Origin of the sequence: Ideonella sp. (assembly GCF_036277275.1) — a bacterium.
Taxonomy (GTDB): domain Bacteria; phylum Pseudomonadota; class Gammaproteobacteria; order Burkholderiales; family Burkholderiaceae_C; genus Ideonella.
This window is the reverse complement of the sequence record NZ_DASUNH010000030.1, coordinates 1-18719: the sequence shown is the minus strand read 5'-3', so window position 1 is coordinate 18719 and position 18719 is coordinate 1. Positions and strand designations below refer to the sequence as shown.

Genomic DNA, 18719 nt, shown 5'->3' with positions numbered 1-18719 from the left:
CATGAACCAACCCACCGCCAGCCTCCACGTCCACGACCTGCACAAGCGCTTCGGCCAGCGCGAGGTGCTGGGCGGCGTCAGCCTCACCGCCCAACCCGGCGACGTGATCACCATCATCGGCTCCAGCGGCTCAGGCAAGAGCACGCTGCTGCGATGCCTGAACCTGTTGGAGCGGCCGCACCAGGGCACCATGGCGCTCGGCGGCGAGACGCTGCAGCTGCGCCCCACCCGCGAAGGCGAGCTCGACGCCGCCGATGCGGCTCAGCTGCGCCGCTGGCGTACGCGGCTGGCCTTCGTGTTCCAGAGTTTCAACCTCTGGCAACATCGCACGACCTTGCAGAACATCACCGAAGCGCCCGTGCACGTGCTGGGCCGGCCCAAGGCCGAGGCCACCGAGCGCGCGCATGCGCTGCTCGACCGTGTGGGCCTGGCGCACCGGGCCGATGCCTTTCCGGCGCAGCTGTCGGGCGGCGAGCAGCAGCGCGTGGCCATCGCCCGCGCGCTGGCCATGGACCCGGAGGTGCTGCTGTTCGACGAGCCCACTTCGGCGCTCGACCCCGAGCGCGTGGGCGAGGTGCTGCAGGTCATGCGCGACCTGGCCGCCGAGGGCCGCACCATGCTGGTCGTCACGCACGAGATGGGTTTCGCGCGCGAGGTCTCCAGCCGCACGGTCTTCCTGCACCAGGGCAAGGTCGAGGAAGAAGGCCCGCCCGCTGAGCTCTTCGGCGCGCCGCGCAGCGAACGGCTGCGGCAGTTCATCGGCTCCGGCCTGAAATAGGGCACGCAGCGGCGTGGCGCAGCGCGTCGGTTTCTGGCTGCTGCCGGGCTTTCACCTGCTCGAATGGGCCGGCGTGCGCGATGCGCTCGGCGCCGCCAATGCGCTGGACCCGTCGATCGGCTACGAGGAGCGGCTGCTGTCGGCCGACGGTGCGCCGGTGGCTTGCAGCCTCGGCCGCGAATTCGCCGTCGATGCGCCGTTGGCCGCGGCCGGGCCGCTGGCTGCGCTTTTCGTCGTCGCGCCGTGCCTGCCGAACTCCGAAGCCGACCACATCGCCTGCACCACCCTCGCAGCACTCGCGCCACGGCCCGACGTGCTGGGCGGCATCGGCAGCGGCGCCGGCTGGCTGGCGGCCGCGGGCCTGCTCGACGGCGCGCGCTGCACCGTGCGCTGGGCCGACGTGGCCGAGCTGGCGCAACGCCACCCCGCCGTGGTCGTCTCGGCCCAGCTCTTCGAGCCCGGCGACTCGCAGCCGAGTGCGGCCGGCGGCGGTGCCAGCCTGGACCTGGCCTTGCATTGGCTGGGGCAGCGCCACGGCCCCAAGCTGCAGCGCGAACTGCTGGCCCACTTCGGCCTGGCGCGCCTGCGCCCGGCCGACGAGCGCCAGGGCGCCAGCCGCGCCGGCGCCGGCAGCGCCATGCCGCCCAAGCTGAGCGAGGCGGTGGCCCTGATGGAGGCCAACCTCGCCGAACCCCTGGCCACCGACGACGTGGCGCAGCTGGTAGGCGTGTCGCGCCGGCAGCTGGAGCGGCTGTTCAAGCAGCACCTGGAAGAGCTGCCCGCGCGCTGGTACATGCAGCTGCGCCTGGCGCGTGCTCGCCGGCTGCTGCTGGACGGGCCGCAGTCCATCCTGCAGATCGGCCTGGCCTGCGGCTTCGCCTCGGCCCCGCACTTCTCGCGTGCCTACCGTGCGCAATACGGCCACACCCCGCGGGACGAGCGCGCCCAGCGCGCCGCCGCCTGGCGCGCCGCGCCCCGGTCACCCACCGCTTTCAACCCGGCGGCAATTGCCGCCGAGGAGACACCCCATGACTGACTTCGTGAACGCCCCGTTGCACGACCCCGACCGCTACCTGCTGCGCCCCGCGCACGCGGCCGACCTGGACGCGCTGGAGCGCCTGGCCGCCGCCAGTGCGCATGGCATCACCACCCTGCCCGCCGACCGCAGCGTGCTGCAAGACCGGCTGGCACGTTCCACCGAAGCCTTCACCAACGCCGACGACGCCAGCGGCGGCGAGATCTACCTCTTCGTGCTGGAAGACATGGCGGCCGGCCGCGTGGTGGGCACCGCCGGCATCACCGCTGCGGCGGGCGAAGGTGGGCAGTTCTACTGCTACCGCAACGAGTACACCGTGCAGGTCAGCCCCGCGCTCGCCGCCAGCAACCGGCTGCACACCCTGCACCTGTGCCACGACCTGACCGGCGCGACGCTGCTGACCTCGTTCTACATCGAGCCCGCCTACGAGCGAACGCCTGCACCGCAGCTGCTGTCGCGCGGGCGCCTGCTGTTCATCCACCAGTTCGCCGAGCGCTTTGCCGAGCGCGTGGCGGCGGAAAGCCCGGGCCTGGCGGACGACAACGGCCACTGCCCCTTCTGGGCCGCCGTGGGCCAGCGCTTCATCGGTCTGGACTACCCCACCGCCGAGCGCCTGGCGGTGGGCCGTAGCAAGCGCTTCATCGCCGAGCTGCTGCCGCAGTCGCCCGTCTACGTGGCGCTGCTGCCTGAGCAGGCGCAGTGGGCCGTCGGCCAACTGCACCCGGTGGCGGCGCTGCCGTTCTCCATCCTGCAGGACGAGGGCTTCGACACCGACACCTACGTCGACGTGTTCGATGCCGGCCCGATCGTCGAGACACGTCTGACCAGCGCGCGCAGCGTCGCGCTCTCGCGGCACGTGCGCATCAGCCCTGGAGGCACGGAACCGTCGGTGCGCCGCACCGCGCTGCACATTGCCGCGTCGTCTCAGCGCGCCGACTTCCGCGCGGTGCTGTGCCGGCTCGCAGACGGCGACGCAGAGTTGCCGGCGGCACTCGGCACCAAGCTCGCGTTGGGCCCTGGCGAACCAGCCATCGCCACACCGCTGGCCCCAGAAGAGGACGCCCACCATGTCTGAGCTGCACCTGCGCGCCACCGCGGAACACACGCCCGGCACCTGGCGCCTGGCCCTGACCGAGCCCCCTGCCACGCAGGGCGACCAGCCGCGCGTGTTGGCCACGCTGCTGGTGGTCGACCAGGCCGGGTTGCAGGAGCCGCGCCACTGGTTCCACCTGGGGCGCGCATTGCATGCCTCGGCCGAACTCAACCTGTTTCGCCTGCAACAAACCTTGCTGCTGGGCAGCGACCTTTGCGGCGCAGCCGAGCTGGCCGAGTTGCGCGCCGACGCCGGTCGGGCCGAGGCACCGCGCCTGCTGGTCGAGGCGGCACTGGCCTGGCTGGCCATGCGCCGCATGCGCGCCGAGCGCCAAGGGGCCGCATCGCCCGGTGCGCGGGTGTTCGCCGAGCTGCCCGGCATCCGCGATGCCCACGGCCACTCGCCCTTCTGGCAAGGCCTGGGCCAGCACTGCCTGCCCATGGGCCCGGCGCAGGCAGAGCGGCGTTTCGGCGCCGCCTGGGTGCGAGGGCTGGCGCCCTTGCTGCCGCGTCAACCGGTGATGGTGGCGCTGCTGAGCGACGCGGCGCAAACAGCCTTGTCACGCCCGGCAGAAGACGCACGTCCCTGGGCCGACGCGCTGGCCGCCAATGGCCTGCACGCGGGTCAGCATGTCACCGTGTTCGACGGCGGCCCGGTGCATGAAGGCCACCTCGACGCGCCGGTTGCGCGCGGTGGCCGCTGGCTGAGCACGGCCGCTGTCGACGTGACGCCCACTTCGCGATGCTGGCTGGCGCTGGAAGGCGACAGCGGCCTGCGCCTGGCGGCCGCGCGCGTCGACGGCGAAGAGCTGCAGATGAGCCAGGCCAGCTTGGCGCAGCTGGGCACGACGGCCGCCACCCGCCTGTGGGCTGCGCCGGCGTCCGCTGGCGCAGAGGCTGTCGCGGGGCACTCAAGAAGCAGCGAACAGCCATGAACAACAAAGCCCCGACATGCGGGGCTTTGAGGGGTGTTTGCGGATCGCTGCGAACAGCTGCGAAAGCGTACCTGGCGGAAAGGGAGGGATTCGAACCCTCGGTACTGGAGAACCAGTACGCCGGATTTCGAATCCGGTGCATTCGACCACTCTGCCACCTTTCCTGAACTCTTCTTGAATCTTCTCGGCACCCGTGGTCACTGGGTGAAGCCGCGCATTCTAGCCCAAGAAATTACGAACTACTCGAACAGACCTGCCGTCTCGTCATCTGCACGCATCAACGCTATCAACTCATCAGCAGGCGGCATCCGGGCCGAGCCATCGCTGCCTTCGAGCAGCAGGTCGGCCAGCTCGCGCTTGTCGCGGTGCAGCGTGAGGATCTTTTCCTCCAGCGTGCCCTGGTTGACGAGGCGGTAGACCGTCACCGGCCGCAGCTGGCCGATGCGGTGCGCGCGGCCGCTGGCCTGGTCTTCGGCGGCCGGGTTCCACCACGGATCGGCGATGACCACGTAGTCGGCCACGGTCAGATTCAGGCCAAAACCACCGGCCTTCAGGCTGATCAGGAACAGCTCGCCGTCGCCGGCCTGGAAAGCGTCGACGCGCTTCATGCGCTCGGCCGCTGGTGTGCTGCCGTCGAGGTACTGGTAGCGGATGCCTGCCGCATCGAGCGGCTCGCGCAGCAGCGTCAGGAAATCGACGAACTGGCTGAAGACCAGCGCCTTGTGGCCGTTGGCCACCAGCTCGGTGGCCAATTCCGCAAAGGCCTGCACCTTGGCGCCTTTGGCACTCAGGTGCGGGCTGACCAGGCGCGGGTCGCAGGCGGCGCGGCGCAGGCGCGTCAGGCCCGCCAGCACGTTCAGTTGCGCCTGACCCGGGGCATCGCCTTCCATCGCGCGCTCGGCCGCGATCAGCGCGTCGCGGCGCAGCGCCTCGTAGTGCGCAGCCTCGGTTTCGTCGGGCTGCACACGCAAGACCAGTTCCGTGCGCGGCGGCAGGTCGTCCAGCACCTGGGCCTTGGTTCGGCGCAAGACGAACGGGGCGATCAGGCGACGCAGTTGCTTTTGCGCATGCTTGTCGCGTTGGCGTTCGATCGGCCCCGCAAAGCGTTCGGCAAAGCGCGCAGCACTGCCCAACAGGCCAGGGTTGCAGGCGCGCATGATCGACCACAGCTCGCCGAGCCGATTTTCCACCGGCGTGCCCGACAGCGCCAGGCGAAAGCCCGCCCTCAACGCGAACACCGCCTGGCTGCGTTTGGCCGCGGCGTTCTTGACCGCTTGCGCTTCGTCGAGCACCAACGTGCCCCACTCGCGCTTGGCGAAGGCCTCTGCATCGATCTGCAGCAACGGGTATGACACCAGCAGCAGCGTGCCGGGCCGGGCCTCGTCGATCAGGCGTTCACGCTCACCAGGCGGGCCACCCTCGGCATAGACCCGCACGTTGAGGGAAGGCGCAAAGCGCAGCGCTTCGGCTCGCCAGTTGCCGACCAGCGAGGTCGGTGCGACCACCAGCGCCGGCCCCTGCCCGGCACGCGCCAGCAGAACGCCCAGCGCCTGCAGTGTCTTGCCCAGGCCCATGTCGTCGGCCAGGCAGGCGCCCAGGCCCGCGTGCGACAGGCGCATCGCCCATTCGAAGCCCTCTTCCTGATACGGCCGCAGCGTGGCCTGCAGGTTGGCGGGCAGCTTGGGCACCAGGCTGCGCGCTTCGTCCAGCCGCTGCAGGCGCGCCGCGAATTCGCTGTCGAACTCGACCTGGGTGCCTTCGAGCACCTGCTGCAGCCAAGGCGCGGCGACGGTCGGGATGCGCAAGGCCGCCAGCGTGGCGTTGGCGCGCTGGGCCTCGGCCACCGCGGCCAGGTCGCCCAGGCGTTCGCGCAGCTCTTGCGTCAGCGCGAGGTAGCGGCCCTCGCCGAGGGGAATGAATCGGTTCTTCGCCGCAGCGGCGCCAATCAGCTGTTGCAGGCCGAGCACCAGGCCTTCATCGACCTTCAGCTCGCCCTGCACCGCCAGCCACTCCTGGCGCGTGTGCACGTTCAGCGCCAGCTGGTTCAGCCCCGCCGTTTCGACGCGCATCGCGCGTCCTTGTGGCCAGTCCAGGCTCACGGCGCCCGCCAGGCGGTGCAAGGCTTCGACCACCGCGAGCGCGGCGTCGGTCTCGTCGATCTGCCATTCACACGGCGCGCCCGGGGCAGGCGCCGGCAGCATCGGGCAATCGTCCAGCACGGCTTCCAGGTTCGCCTGCTCGCTGGCGAGGTCGCGTTGCACGCCCAGCGTCTCACCACGCAGCGTGGCCACGACCCGCGCGCGCCCGCTGCCGGGCACGAGGCGCGGGCCATCGGCGCGGTAGTCGGCACCGAACGGCGCCGCCACGATGCGAACCTGCAGGCCAGAGCCGACGGGCGTCAGCTCGGCACGCAGGCGCGCCTCGGCGGGCAACTCGCGCGCGGCCTGCGCGGTCGCGCTGTCGTCGGCATGGATGCGGAAGTGCGTGCCCAACCCCGCCAGCACCTGCTGCAGCTGTGCAGCGCCTTCGCGCGGGATCTCCAGGCCGTTCGGGCCCAGCAGTTGCGCGACGCGCTTTTGCGCCGGCGTCAGCCGCACGAGCCGAGCCCGCTGCGGCGACTCGCGCAGCACGCAGATCAGGCGCAGCGCATCGAGCTCCTTCTGTTCAGCGGCGCTGCCGGCCCAGCGTGGCGCAGCGGCGTCGTGGCCGATGCTCATCTGAGGCAGCATGCGCACGCGCAGCATGTCGCCCTCTTGCACCACGTCGAGTTCGGGGCCGGCTTCGGCCAGCTCGACGATCTGCTCCGGGGCATCGGCAAAGGCCACGGCCGGATGGCCGACCAGCGCGACCACCGCGGCGGCCAGGTCCAGCCGGTGCGCGCGACCATAGGCCTCTTGTCGAATCGTGCGCGCGACGGCCGCATCGTGCGGCGCCAGGGCTTCAGCGCTGCGCTGCAGGCGTGCGATTGGCGCCTCCTTCGGCTTGCTCCAGCCGCGTGAACCCTGCTTCTGGTCGTGCGGGACCAAGTCCAGCACACGGCCATCGGCATCGACATCGAGCAGCCACAGCAGGCGGGTTGGCGCTGCGTCCGTCACAGCGGCAGCAGCGCCATCGGTCGTGGGCTGCAGCACGGCCCCGAGCGCGGCCAGTGCGGCTTGCCAAGGCTCTTGCGTGCCAGGCACGAAGAACCAGGCCGGCGCGCGTTCACCTGCCAGCACCCGCATCGCCGCGTCGAACTCGGCCTCGAGGTGGGTCAGCCCCGCGGCACGCAGCTTGTCTTTCAGGCGCGCGGCCGCATCGGCCTCGGCCGGCAGCAGCGGCTCGGGCAAGGCGCCCTGCTTCAGCCACGCGCGCATCAACCAGCGCCAGTAGTCCAGCGGCGAGACGTGCCTGGGCGTCGTGTAGCGGGCGGGCTGGAAGGGCTGCAGCTGGCGCGGCACTTCGCCTTGATGGATCAGGATCGCCAGCGCGGCGAAACCGAAGGGTCCGTCGAGCACCGGTTCGCGCTTGCCGCCTTCGCCCAGGGCGTACTTCAGGGCTTTGGCCTCGGCCGCCGGCGTGTACTGCGCCAGCAGGCACTGCACATAGGCCATGCCAAGCGAGGGCGGCAGCAGCTCGCGGCGCTTGCCGCTGGCTTGGCGCAAGGTGGCGAGTGCCGCGTCGAAGCCGGCCTCGGCCTCTGGCCAGCGTCCGGCTTGCGCAGCGATCGCAGCTTGATAGGCGGCGCGCACGGCCAGGTGTTCGGCCGGTACCGGCACGTCACCACCATCGGCCAAATGCATCAGCGCGGCCAGCCGCGAGGTGTCACCGATGGCCAGCAGGTAGTCGCCATAGGCCCAACGCAGCAGTTCAGCGCCACGGTCGGCCGGGCTGCTGCGGGCGAGCAGCTTTTCGGTCCAGGCCCGCAGGTCCCAGGCTTCCGGCGGCAGCCAGACGCTGACCCATTCGCGCCACGCGCGCTGCAGTTGCGCGCGTTGCCAATGCGGGTGCAAGCGCTCGAACAGCGCGTCGTCAAGGCAATATGCGAGCGCGGGTTCGATCAGCGTGTCGGCCTGTACGCCCCAGGGCATGCGCTTGTCCAGCGCCTGCATCGCATCGGGCGACGCACCGCTCAGCAGCTCCAGCCGCACCAGTGCCAAGCTGGCCTCGATGCTGGGGATGCGCTCGCCGGTGATGCGGCCGGCCGCGGCCAGCGCGGGGTAGCCATCGGCACGGGCCAGCGCGCCGCGCAGCAGGGGCACGTCGGCGCGCTGCAACATCCGTTCGTAGACGACAGGCAGCGCGGGCGCCGCCACGCCCCAGAAGCCGGGCTTGCGTTCGCTGGATTCGATCCAGCCGGCTTGCTGCAGCGCGTGCAAGCCGGCGCGAACGCTGTCCAATGTCGGCCGCACGGTCGCGGCCTCGCGCACGCCCGGCGCGGCCAACAGCTCGGCCACCCAGTCGCGCGGGCGGGGGGCTGCACCCAATGCGAGCGCGGCCAGCAGGTCGCGCTCGATCGTCGTCAGTGCATCGAGCCGGCTGCGCAGTTCAGCGCCGTCGGTGAACTCGCTCGTCACGCGGCCTTCAGCACCGCTTGGCCACCCAGGTAGGGGCGCAGGGCTTCGGGAACGTCAATGCCGCCGTCGGGGCGTTGATAGTTCTCCAGCACCGCCACCAGCGTGCGACCGACGGCCAGGCCCGAGCCGTTCAGCGTGTGCACCAGATCGGGCTTGCCTTGCGCGTTCTTGAAGCGCGTGCCCATGCGGCGGGCCTGGAAGGCGCCCATGTTCGAGCACGAGCTGATCTCGCGGTAGGTGTTCTGCGCCGGCAGCCAGACCTCGAGGTCATACGTTTTCGTCGAGCCGAACCCCATGTCGCCAGTACACAGCAGCACCACGCGGTACGGCAGGCCGAGCTTTTGCAGAATGACTTCGGCGTGGCCCGTCATCTCTTCCAGCGCAGCCATGCTGTGCTCGGGATGTTCGATACGCACCATCTCGACCTTGTCGAACTGGTGCTGACGGATCATGCCGCGCGTGTCGCGCCCGGCCGAGCCAGCTTCCGAGCGGAAGCACGGGCTGTGCGCCGTCAGCTTGATCGGCAACTTGTCGGCTTGCAGCATCTCGCCGCGCACGGTGTTGGTCAGCGAGATTTCCGAGGTCGAGATCAGGTACTGCTCGGCCTGTTCCTCGTCGCCGCCCCGCAGCACCCAGAACATGTCTTCCTTGAACTTGGGCAGCTGGCCGGTGCCTTCGAGCACCTCGCGGTTGACGATGTAGGGCGTGTAGCACTCGGCGTAGCCGTGCTCCTGCGTCTGTACGTCCAGCATGAACTGGGCGAGCGCACGGTGCAGCCGCGCGACCGGGCCCTTCATGAAGGTGAAGCGCGAGCCGCTCAGCTTGGCACCGGTCTCGAAATCGAGGCCCAGCGGCGCCCCGACATCAACGTGGTCCTTGGCCGGGAAGTCGAACGCGCGCGGTTCACCCCAGCGGCGCACGACGGTGTTGTCGGTCTCGTCGGCGCCCACCGGCACGCTTTCATGCGGCAGGTTCGGGATGCTCATCAGCATCTGCGATATCTCGGCCTGCAAGGCCTCGAGCCGCTCGGCGCCGCTCTTCAATTCGTCTGCGATGCCGGCCACCTGCGCCATCAGCGCCGACGCGTCTTCACCCTTGCCCTTGGCCATGCCGACCTGCTTCGACAGGCTGTTGCGCTGGGCCTGCAACTCTTCGGTGCGCACCTGCAGGCGCTTGCGTTCGGCTTCGAGCGCGCTGAAGGCCGGCACGTCGAGAAAGGGTTGCGGGGTCTTGCGGGTTTCGAGGCGCTTGACGACGGCGTCGAGGTCTTTGCGCAGCAAGGTGATGTCGAGCATGGTGATCTCTTTCGCGAAACTGGGGCGGATTGTAGGAAGGCGATAACAGCAACAAGAAAAAGGCGCCGCATGAAACTCATGGGCGCCCGTCGCAGAGGGTTGCGAAGCCGCCGTCAGGATCGAGACGAAGAGAACTCGGCCATCGATTTGTCGCCCAGGCCCATCGGCAGCGGGAACTGGATGGTTTCTTCCACGCCGGGCAGCTTGCGCACTGCCAATGCGCCCAGCGCCTTCAGCCGGTCGACGATCGCGTTGACCAGCACTTCGGGCGCCGAAGCACCGGCCGTCAGGCCGACACGCGGCCGATCGTCCAGCCAGGCTTCCTGCAGGTCTTCGGCCGCGTCGACCATGTAGGCCGGCGTGCCCAGGCGCTCGGCCAGTTCGCGCAGGCGATTGCTGTTCGAGCTGGTCGGGCTGCCGACGACGATGACCACGTCGACCTGCGGGGCCATGAACTTCACCGCGTCCTGCCGGTTCTGCGTGGCGTAGCAGATGTCTTGCTGCTTCGGCTCGCGCACCTTCGGAAAGCGCGCCTTGACGGCCGCCAGGATGTCCGCTGCGTCGTCCACGCTCAGCGTGGTCTGGGTCACCACGGCCAGCATGTCGGGCTTGGTGACCGGGGCGGTGGCCACGTCGGCCACGTCTTCGACCAGGTAGATGCCTTCGTGCAACTGGCCCATCGTGCCTTCGACTTCGGGGTGCCCCTTGTGGCCGATCATGATGAACTCGTAGCCTTCCTTGGCCAGCTTGGCGACCTCGACGTGCACCTTGGTGACCAGCGGGCAGGTTGCGTCGAACACCTGGAAGCCGCGCTGGGCGGCTTCGGTCCGCACCGCCTTGGGCACGCCATGGGCCGAGAAGACCAGCGTCGCCCCGGGGGGCACATCGGCCAAGTCTTCGATGAAGATTGCGCCCTTGGCCTTCAGGTCGTTGACCACGTAGGTGTTGTGAACGATCTCGTGGCGGACGTAGATCGGCGCGCCGAACCTGGTCAGCGCCCGTTCGACGATCTCGATCGCGCGGTCGACGCCGGCGCAAAAGCCACGCGGCTCGGCCAGCAAGACCTCATGCGGCTGAATCGCCATCAAAGTACTCCGATGAGCCGGACCTGGAAGGTCACGGCCTGCCCGGCCAGCGGGTGGTTGAAATCGAACAGCAGCCAATCGTCGCCGCATTCGCGGACCACGCCGGCGAAGCGGCCGGTGCCGTCCGGGGTGGGGAATTCGACCACGTCACCGATGTTGTACTCGGCCTCGGGGTCGCCATGCTGCGTCAGCAGGCTGCGCTTGACCCTTTGCAGCATGTCGCCGTTGCGCTCGCCGAAAGCCTCGCCCGCGGCGAGCACCAAGGTGGCCTCGGTCCCCTCTTGCAGGCCGATCAGCTTTTGCTCGATGGCCGGCGCCAGCTGGCCGGCGCCGACCGACAGCGTGGCCGGCTGGCCGTTGAATGTGCTGACCACATCGGCCCCATCAGGGCCGGCGAGCCGGTAATGCAGGGTCAGGAACGACCCCATTTGGACAGTGTTCACAGCGCGACGATCCCGCTTACGGGGGATCCCCATTCAGCGGGTGGGTTGATAGGCTTTGCTCCTGATTTTACGAGCCGGCCCACGACCGGCCCGAAAACAACAACGAGGGAGTGCTGATGACGATCAAGGATCTGCCTGTGGCGCTGCGCCCGCGCGAGAAACTGCTCGCGCATGGCCCGCAGGCATTGGCCGACGCCGAGCTGGTGGCCCTGCTGCTGCGCACCGGCATGAAGGGCAAGGGTGTGCTGGCGCTGGCCGACGAGCTGCTCGGCGGCTTCAAAGGTGTGGCGGGCCTGTTGCACACCGAGGCGGACGACTTCAGGCACGTCAAAGGCATGGGGCCTGCCAAGCGGGCCGAGATGGCCGCGGTGATGGAGCTGGCGCGCCGCGCGCTGGCGCAGCAGCTTCGTCACGCACCGGTCTTCGACTCACCGGCCAAGGTCAAGGAATTCGCCGCGTTGCAACTCGGTGGCCTGGGCCACGAGGTGTTTGCGGTGCTGTTCCTCGACAGCCAGCACCGGTTGATCGAGTGGCGCGAGCTGTTCCGCGGCACCCTCACCCAGACCAGCGTCTACCCGCGCGAGGTGGTGCGCCACGCGATGGACCTGAATGCCGGCGCTGTGATCCTGGCCCACAACCACCCGTCCGGCGTGGCCGAGCCGTCACGCGCCGACGAGTTCCTGACCCAGTCGTTGAAGAGCGCCCTGCAGTTGATCGACGTGAAAGTGCTCGACCACCTGGTCATCGGCACCGGGCAGGTCGTCAGCTTCGCGGAGCGGGGGTTGATGTAGCGGCTGCCATCACGCCTGGCCGCCCCGGCGGGCGCAACATGGCCGCGCCCATCCAGGCAAACCACGGGATCTGGCCAAGGCCGAAGACAGTGGTCAGCTCCTTCAGTGGCGGCACGACGGTCAACACCCCGACAGCGCCGATCAGCACGCCGTACCAGCCCAGAGCCCTCGAAAATCCGGACCACCGCACCAACGCCACGCTGACCAGCAGCATCCAGACGCCGCCGACCACCTCGATCCCACCGCCCAGCGCGTTCTGGATCGTGCCCACCGACACCCAGGTGAACACGGCCAGGTTCGCATCTTTGGCGCGCAGGTCCGCGACCGACTCCAGCCCCGAGATGGCCACCATCCCGCTGGCGATCACGAGGCCGGCCCAGATCAGGCCGAACGGCGTGGCAATCTGCATCTGGTCGCTGAACCCGTCCTTCAGCCGCTCGTGCAACGACACCGAAAGAACCACCAGCGCGCCTCCGGCCAGCACGTAGATCAACACCATCCACAGCTGGAAGAGCAGCTTCTTGTCCAGCAGGAAGGCCAACAGATCGGATGGGTTGCTGCCGACCGAACCGGGCGGGTTCAGCAGCGTGGCCATCCCCGCAAAGCCGACGACGTAGGCCAGCGCGACGAAGCAGGCGGCCAGCCCCCCCACCCCCTGCAAACGAGGCCGGCTCGGTGGGATGACAGCGGCGATCATTGGCTGGCCTCCACTCTGACCAGATCGAACTCGACCCGAGAGCCGACCGGCTTGATGCTGACGATGCGCTGCTGCTGCGGCGTGCCGACCTTGTAGAGCTTGCCGCCCGGCTCGCCCTTGTCGTCCTTGTTGCAGGCGAGCACCTTCTTGTCGGTCGGCCCCGGCGCCGCCGGCCGCGGGCCGGTGCAGTCGAGCACCGTGCCGTAACGGCCCATCGCATCGCGATAGAAGCCGGCCACCTTCTCGACCGGATCGGTGCTCGTGAACTTGACCAGTGCGAGCTTGAAGCCCAGCGAGCCGCCCCACAGTGACAGGTTCAGGCCTTCGCCGCCATCGTGCTTGTCGCGCCGGATCGCGGCGCCCGGATAGGCCGGCAGGCCCACGTCGGCGGCCGACGACTTGTCGCTCAGCTCGATGCCGGCGCCGGCGGCAGCGGCCGGCAGGCTGACGACCGAAACGACACCGCCAACCAGCCAGGAGGTCAACAGCGCAGGGAGCAGCAACGAACGACGCATGGGAGATCCGGCAGAGGTATGGAATGGTCGCCAGCGTACGGGGCGGCCATTCCAATGCCCACCCGCAAGCGACACACTGCAGGCTTCGCCGACAGGCCGCGACCTCGGCCGGACGGACGGCGCGCAACCGCGACAATCGGCCCATCGTGAAGTCCAACAGCCTGAAAGACCTGGGCGCCATGCGCGATGCGATGCGCGCGGCCCAGGCTGAAGCCGCCGCGGCGCGCGCGCGGGAAGCCGCCGAGGCCGCGCGGCGCGAACGTGAGCGGCATGTGTTTGCCCACGCGGTGGGGCCCGTCAAGCCGGTGAAAGCGACGCCGAAGGCGGCGTCGACAACGCCACTGCCGTCACCCGAGCCGCGTCAGCGCGTGCTCGATGAGCAGGCCGCGCTGCGCGAGGCGCTGTCCGATGAAGTCGACATCGACACGCTGCTGCTGACCGACGACGGCCTGAGTTTTCGCCGGCCGGATATCGGCATCGACGTGCTGAACAAGCTGCGCCGCGGCCAATGGGCGATCCAGGGGCAGGTCGACCTGCACGGCCTGCGGCGCGACGAAGCGCGTGAGGCTTTGGCCAGCTTCATTCGCCAGGCCCACAACCAGGGCCGACGTTGCGTGCGCGTGGTGCACGGCAAGGGCCATGGCTCGCCGGGCAAGATGCCGGTGCTCAAGGCCAAGGTACAACGCTGGCTCGCCCAGCGGCGAGAGGTGATCGCCTTCGCCCAGGCACCGGGCCCGCAAGGTGGGGCCGGTGCGCTGGTGGTGCTGTTGGGTTCCCGCTGATTTCGAGGAACCCGATTCACCTTTACTTGCCGAAGCCGGCGCTGAATTCCGTCAGGTTCAGCGATCCGTCCTTGTCCTTGTCGAGCACATCGAACTTGTCGCCGACCCCCGGCACGGCCTTGGCTTCATCACGCGACAACTTGCCGTCGCGGGTGACATCTGCCTTGGTGAATTGATCGACGGGCCCCGCCCCCGCCGCGGTGGGCGGCTGCTTGGCGGGGTCGATGGGAGCGGGCGCCTGTGCCTGAGCCGAGACGGCGCCGAGCGCCAGCAAGGCGCCTGCCAGCGCCCATGTCGAGGATCTGCCAACACGTTGGGTTTGCATCGGATGAAGCTCCTGTCATTGAGTGGAAGGAGCCCTCAATTTAGCGAGCGAGCAAGTTCGCGCCAGCGCTTTTGCCTGCCGTTTCCCCGCTTACCGGGAGACCCGCCCGTTTGCGAACACTTGCCGATTCACACAGCCCGGAGAGGTTGGCGCCACACCTGCTTCACGTTCAGTTCTTCTCAGCCACCGCCTTCATGTTCGCCAGGCCCTTCTCGAAATCCGGACCGACCATGCTGTCCATGCTGGAGAACACACTCATCAGCTTGGTCATGAAGTCGGCCTTGCCGTACATCGCCCAGTTCACCTCGGTGCCGTTGCCCTGCGGCGTCAGGATGAAGTCGGTCTGGTTGTGCGACTCGAACGGCTGCAGGAAGTCGAGCTGGATGTGGACCTTCGACGACGGGACCGACTCTTTGATCTCCATCCGGCCGGCGCCGACGTCGCTGTTGCCTTCCCAGGCATAGGTCGCGCCCAGGCCGGCCATCGGCCCACCGAGCGTGCGCTTCATCGCTGGGTCCAGCTTCTCCCACGGCGACCACAGCGGCCACTGGTGGAAGTCGTTGATCAGGCCGAACACCTTCTCTGGTGGTGCCTGGATCGTTGCCTTGCGCTCGATGCGGAAGCTGTCGGGCCGCGTCGCGGCGAATAACAGCAGCGCAGCCAACGCCGCGACGATGACGATCGCCATCTTCTTCAGCATGCTCATCCTCCGGTGGCTTCGCGCACGGCAGCGGCGCGGCCGCGATGATGCCCAAGCTGGCAGCGGTTGGCTACCTGAGGAAGCCCTGGCTCATACGGGCCTGCTGCCCAAGTGGACTCCCATTGGTATCTACTCTGGAATTTGCAGAATGCACCACGTCGAGGCGCGCTGGAACAACTCACTTCAGCAGGGTCAATGATGAAAAGTTGAGCCACAGCGCCCACCATGAAACGTCCCATTACACTTCAGTGGCGCCACAACTGGTTCTATACTGGTTTCAACTGAGGACGTCAGTGAAAGCCCGACGCAGACTGCTGCCCGTGTCGTTCGAAAGCCGACCGACCGGGTTCACTCTGAAGGAGCATTCGCCATGATCAACCCCGTAAGCGCGGCCAAGCGCTCCAGTCGTCTGGACTGGCTGGCCACCTTGTCAGCCGCCGTGGCGGCCTCAGCCCTGCTGGCGCCCGCCGCCACCAATGCCGCTGGAGTGCGCGACTTCCAGCTGCTGGCACCAGCCTGTCAGCCCTGGGACGCCGCTGTCGCCTACGTCAAGGACGACACCGTCACCCGCAACGGCCTGAGCTACAAGGCCAACTGGTGGACGCAGGGTGAAGACCCGACCACCCACAGCGGCCCGGTCGGCAGCGGCCAGCCGTGGACGCAGATCGATTCGTGCACCGGCACGCCGCCGCCGCCTCCTCCTCCTCCCCCCGCCCCTGCCCCGTGCGACCCTTGGCGCAATGACTACAAGTACCTCCGGGGCAGCCTGGTGGTCGACGATGGCCAGGGCTACAAGGCGTTGGCCAAGTCGATCAACAAAGATCCGACCACCAACAGCGGTCCGAAGGGCAGCGGCGAGCCATGGACCAAGACTGCCAAGTGCGACGGCGGTACACCTCCTCCGCCGCCGCCGCCCCCGCCGCCGCCGCCCGATCTGCCGCCTGAAGCACTGAGCGCGAACCAGAATACCCGCACCTATGCCGGCTACTACCCGAGCTGGAGTGACAACTGGTTCGATGCGGACGGCAAGACGCCGGCGCAGGTCTACGGCCTGAGCAAGCTGGCGCAGATCCCGGCCAACTACACCCACGTGATGGCGGCTTTCGCGCACCCGAACTTCTCATGGGGCGGGCTGGCGGCCAACAGCTGGTCGGGCACGGGCATCAACTTCAATGGCCGACCGAGCGACATCAAGGCGGCGATCGACGTGCTGCACATGCGCAACATGAAGGTCATCCTCGCCGTCGGCGGTGCCACCTACAACGACTGGGACGGCCTCGCGGCCGAAGGCCAGGCCGGATCGGGTTCGCGCATCACCGCGCTGGCCAACATCATGAAGGACCTGGGCTTCGACGGCCTCGATGTCGACTACGAGGCCGATGCGAACGTCACCCGCTACGCCAACGCCACCCGGGCGATGCGCAAGGCGGTGGACATCGCCGGTGGCGGTCGCATCCTCGCGGTCGCGGGCTGGTCGACCGGTGCGGACTGCATCGCCGCCACGTCGAACATGCCCGACTGCGCCGGCAAGCTGTCGTTCTGGGGCGGCAACGCCGGCCGCGAGCGGCTGCTGGTACGCGACCATGCGGATGTCGCCAATATGTTCGACATGGTCAACGTGATGTCGTATGACGCTCGCTACGAGCACTACGACGGCGTGACCGCGTGGACCGACTACCGCAACCTGTTCCCGTCGAAGACCATCGTCTCGATCGGCCTCGAGACTTCACCCGAGGGCTGGTCCGGTGCGAACCTGGTGGTCAACGATGCGGACGCGCAGTGCGAAGGCTCACGCAACCTGCAGAACCAGTACGGCGCGACCCTGAACCTGCCGTACTCGGTAAACCGCTACACGATGTCCGTGAAGAACAGCAACCACGCCAACCGCAATGCGCGCGATGGCTCGATGCTGTGGAGCATCCTGAAGACGGCCAACGGCAGCTGCGGCAGCGCCGCGCTGGCGTCGCCTGGCACGATCGGCAAGAAGGTCGTGCAGAACATGGGCGGCACCGACGACCCGCTGATTCAGACCGGCATCTGGAAGTGATGTGAGGAGAGCGGCCCGACTTCAAGTCGGGCCGTCATGAGAGAGCCAGGGCGACCACGAGGTCGCCCTTTTTCATGCACGGGCCTCAGCCCGATTGACGCACCGTCGCCGGCACCAGCGCGTTGATCGCCGACACGGTGGCACGCCATGGCCGGCGCGGATAGTTCGGCACCGGCGTGAAGCGCAGCCGCCGCTCGCCGCCCGGCGCGAGGTGAAAGCCCTCGTCGTCCGCCTGCCAGCCGTCGACCTCGAAGTGCACGAAGCGGGCGGCGCCGCGGCTGCGCACCGTCACCTCGATCGCATCGTCGATCACCGGCCCGGCCTCGGCGCTCAAGCCGATCTCGCGACGTGGCAGCGGCACGCCTTCGACGTCGACGAAGTGCACTCGCTCCACCACGCCTTGCCGACCCTGCCAGCGCGCCACCAGCACGTCGGCCGGTGGCGGGCCGAAGCGGTAGGCCCACGACAGGTCCGTGAAGCCATCGAGCCAGTCGGTCATCGGCCAGCCCTGGCACGAACGCGCGGGCAGCTGCATCGCCTTCTCACCCTGGGCCACCGGCCATTCGCCTTCGCGGAAGATCGTGACGCTGAGCGTGCCGCCCAGCACCTCGCCGCGCTCATTCGTGGCATGCAGCGTGAAGCCGTTCAGCCCCTCGTCGACGAAGCCAAGATGCAGCGGCTGGCAGACGCGCGCCAGCGCGTGGAACACGGCCTTCGGCTGACACTGGTCGTCGAGATAGCCCCAGCCAGCGCCAGCCCACAGGTCGCGCAGAAACCAGACCATCGCGCCACGACAGGCTGAATCCGCGGCACGCCATTGGCTGAACGCGGCGATCACCGCTTCGGACGCTGCCGCGCGGCCCAGCACCAGGTGCCGCGCCGGGTCGCTCATGCGCAAGGCCATCGGGTCTTCACCGAACACGTGCTTGACGTAGTGATCGCGCACGTCGTCGAAATCCCAGCCCGCACCGAGGTCGCGCGGCGCGCGCGCCTTCCACAACGGGCTGTGCGTGCGCACCGCCACGTCGCTGTTCAGTGCACGCAAACGGGCCAGCGTGCTGTCCGGCGGCACTTGCGCGAAGGCAAGGCATTCGGTGGCGAAGCGCAGCCCGCTCGTCCGCGCGTCGGCCAACGGACGGCGGTAGGCGCCGACGCCGTAGTACGAGGTGGTTCCCACGTTCGGCTGGAACGGGAACGAGCCGCCATGCGCGCTCGACGGCCAGTAGACGACACCGGGCAATTGCTCAGCCACCGCCTGTGCGATGCGTTCGTGGAACAACGGCGGCTGCCAGTGTTCGCGCGACGCGCCCCACATCGCCGCCTGCTGCTCGACCTCGGAATTGCCACAGACCACGACCACGCTGGCCCGCGCGCCCCAGGCCAGCAACTGGCTCGCCAGCTCGGCATCGACCTCGGCGGCGAAGCCGGCGTCGTCGGCCGGATAGTCCATGTTCGCGAACATCAGCTCCTGCCAGACCATCAGGCCCAGCTCGTCGCAGAGTTCGAAGAAGGCATCGGCCTCGTAGGCCATCGTGCCGCCGACGCGGATCAGGTTGACCCCTGCGTCGCGCAGGCGGGTCAGCACCTCGCGGTACTGCGCCGGCTCGGCGTGCAGCTTCAGCGTGTCCAGCGGCACCCAGCA

16 protein-coding genes and 1 tRNA gene are annotated in these 18719 nt (G+C 68.8%); 7 read left to right on the top strand and 10 right to left on the bottom strand.

Annotated features, from left to right (window positions below; all coding sequences use genetic code 11):
* Nucleotide 1: 1 nt before the first annotated feature.
* From VFY73_RS06880 to VFY73_RS06865, 4 genes are read left to right on the top strand one after another with little or no spacing between them, the layout of a single operon-like run.
* Nucleotides 2-778, top strand: a complete 777-nt coding sequence (locus tag VFY73_RS06880) for an ABC transporter ATP-binding protein (protein WP_329717185.1) — start codon at nt 2-4, stop codon at nt 776-778.
* 13 nt (nt 779-791) lie between these two features.
* Nucleotides 792-1814, top strand: a complete 1023-nt coding sequence (locus tag VFY73_RS06875; RefSeq protein ID WP_329717184.1) for a GlxA family transcriptional regulator — start codon at nt 792-794, stop codon at nt 1812-1814.
* Complete coding sequence (locus VFY73_RS06870; protein WP_329717183.1) at nt 1807-2889, top strand: arginine N-succinyltransferase; 1083 nt, start codon at nt 1807-1809, stop codon at nt 2887-2889. The genes VFY73_RS06875 and VFY73_RS06870 overlap by 8 nt, the downstream gene beginning before the upstream one ends.
* Nucleotides 2882-3841 (top strand): arginine N-succinyltransferase, encoded by a 960-nt coding sequence (locus VFY73_RS06865; RefSeq protein WP_329717182.1) that lies wholly within the window; start codon nt 2882-2884, stop codon nt 3839-3841. Before VFY73_RS06870 ends, VFY73_RS06865 begins: the two co-directional genes overlap by 8 nt.
* Nucleotides 3842-3913: 72 nt before the next feature.
* Here VFY73_RS06865 and VFY73_RS06860 read toward each other — a convergent pair.
* The 5 genes from VFY73_RS06860 to VFY73_RS06840 all read right to left on the bottom strand — a co-directional run bounded on the left by VFY73_RS06860 (nt 3914) and on the right by VFY73_RS06840 (nt 11253).
* A tRNA-Ser gene (locus VFY73_RS06860) sits at nt 3914-4005 on the bottom strand.
* 75 nt (nt 4006-4080) lie between these two features.
* Nucleotides 4081-8397, bottom strand: coding sequence for a DEAD/DEAH box helicase (locus VFY73_RS06855; protein ID WP_329717181.1), 4317 nt, complete (start codon nt 8395-8397; stop codon nt 4081-4083).
* Nucleotides 8394-9692: a serine--tRNA ligase gene (gene serS / locus VFY73_RS06850; RefSeq protein WP_329717180.1), complete on the bottom strand. Its 1299-nt coding sequence runs from the start codon at nt 9690-9692 to the stop codon at nt 8394-8396. The genes VFY73_RS06855 and serS overlap by 4 nt, the downstream gene beginning before the upstream one ends.
* 113 nt (nt 9693-9805) lie before the next feature.
* On the bottom strand, nt 9806-10777 hold the full coding sequence (gene ispH / locus VFY73_RS06845; RefSeq protein ID WP_329717179.1) for a 4-hydroxy-3-methylbut-2-enyl diphosphate reductase: 972 nt from the start codon (nt 10775-10777) through the stop codon (nt 9806-9808).
* The gene (locus VFY73_RS06840; RefSeq protein WP_329717178.1) at nt 10777-11253 is read right to left on the bottom strand and encodes an FKBP-type peptidyl-prolyl cis-trans isomerase; all 477 of its coding nucleotides are present in this window, start codon (nt 11251-11253) and stop codon (nt 10777-10779) included. Before VFY73_RS06840 ends, ispH begins: the two co-directional genes overlap by 1 nt.
* Before the next feature lie 83 nt (nt 11254-11336).
* Here VFY73_RS06840 and radC point away from each other — a divergent pair, with 83 nt between their 5' ends.
* Complete coding sequence (gene radC / locus VFY73_RS06835) at nt 11337-12011, top strand: RadC family protein (protein WP_329717177.1); 675 nt, start codon at nt 11337-11339, stop codon at nt 12009-12011.
* Here the strand turns inward: radC and VFY73_RS06830 are convergent.
* Nucleotides 11983-12708, bottom strand: coding sequence for a hypothetical protein (locus VFY73_RS06830; protein ID WP_329717176.1), 726 nt, complete (start codon nt 12706-12708; stop codon nt 11983-11985). The two genes, radC and VFY73_RS06830, sit on opposite strands and share 29 nt — an antisense overlap.
* On the bottom strand, nt 12705-13223 hold the full coding sequence (locus VFY73_RS06825) for a hypothetical protein (RefSeq protein WP_329717175.1): 519 nt from the start codon (nt 13221-13223) through the stop codon (nt 12705-12707). Before VFY73_RS06825 ends, VFY73_RS06830 begins: the two co-directional genes overlap by 4 nt.
* 146 nt (nt 13224-13369) lie before the next feature.
* Here VFY73_RS06825 and VFY73_RS06820 point away from each other — a divergent pair, with 146 nt between their 5' ends.
* A complete protein-coding gene (locus VFY73_RS06820) occupies nt 13370-14005 on the top strand; it encodes a Smr/MutS family protein (RefSeq protein WP_329717174.1) in 636 nt (211 codons plus the stop codon).
* A 22-nt stretch (nt 14006-14027) separates the two neighbouring features.
* Here VFY73_RS06820 and VFY73_RS06815 read toward each other — a convergent pair whose 3' ends face one another.
* Together VFY73_RS06815 and VFY73_RS06810 are read right to left on the bottom strand one after the other, a co-directional pair.
* A complete protein-coding gene (locus VFY73_RS06815) occupies nt 14028-14279 on the bottom strand; it encodes a hypothetical protein (RefSeq protein WP_329717173.1) in 252 nt (83 codons plus the stop codon).
* Nucleotides 14280-14499: 220 nt separating this feature from the next.
* Nucleotides 14500-15030 (bottom strand): SRPBCC family protein, encoded by a 531-nt coding sequence (locus VFY73_RS06810; protein WP_329717172.1) that lies wholly within the window; start codon nt 15028-15030, stop codon nt 14500-14502.
* A gap of 370 nt (nt 15031-15400) precedes the next feature.
* On the opposite strand from VFY73_RS06810, the gene VFY73_RS06805 reads away from it, so the two are divergent.
* Nucleotides 15401-17077 (top strand): glycosyl hydrolase family 18 protein, encoded by a 1677-nt coding sequence (locus VFY73_RS06805; RefSeq protein ID WP_329717171.1) that lies wholly within the window; start codon nt 15401-15403, stop codon nt 17075-17077.
* Nucleotides 17078-17162: 85 nt separating this feature from the next.
* Here the strand turns inward: VFY73_RS06805 and VFY73_RS06800 are convergent.
* A partial coding sequence (locus tag VFY73_RS06800) for a glycoside hydrolase family 2 protein (protein WP_329717170.1) occupies nt 17163-18719 on the bottom strand: 1557 nt, incomplete at its 5' end.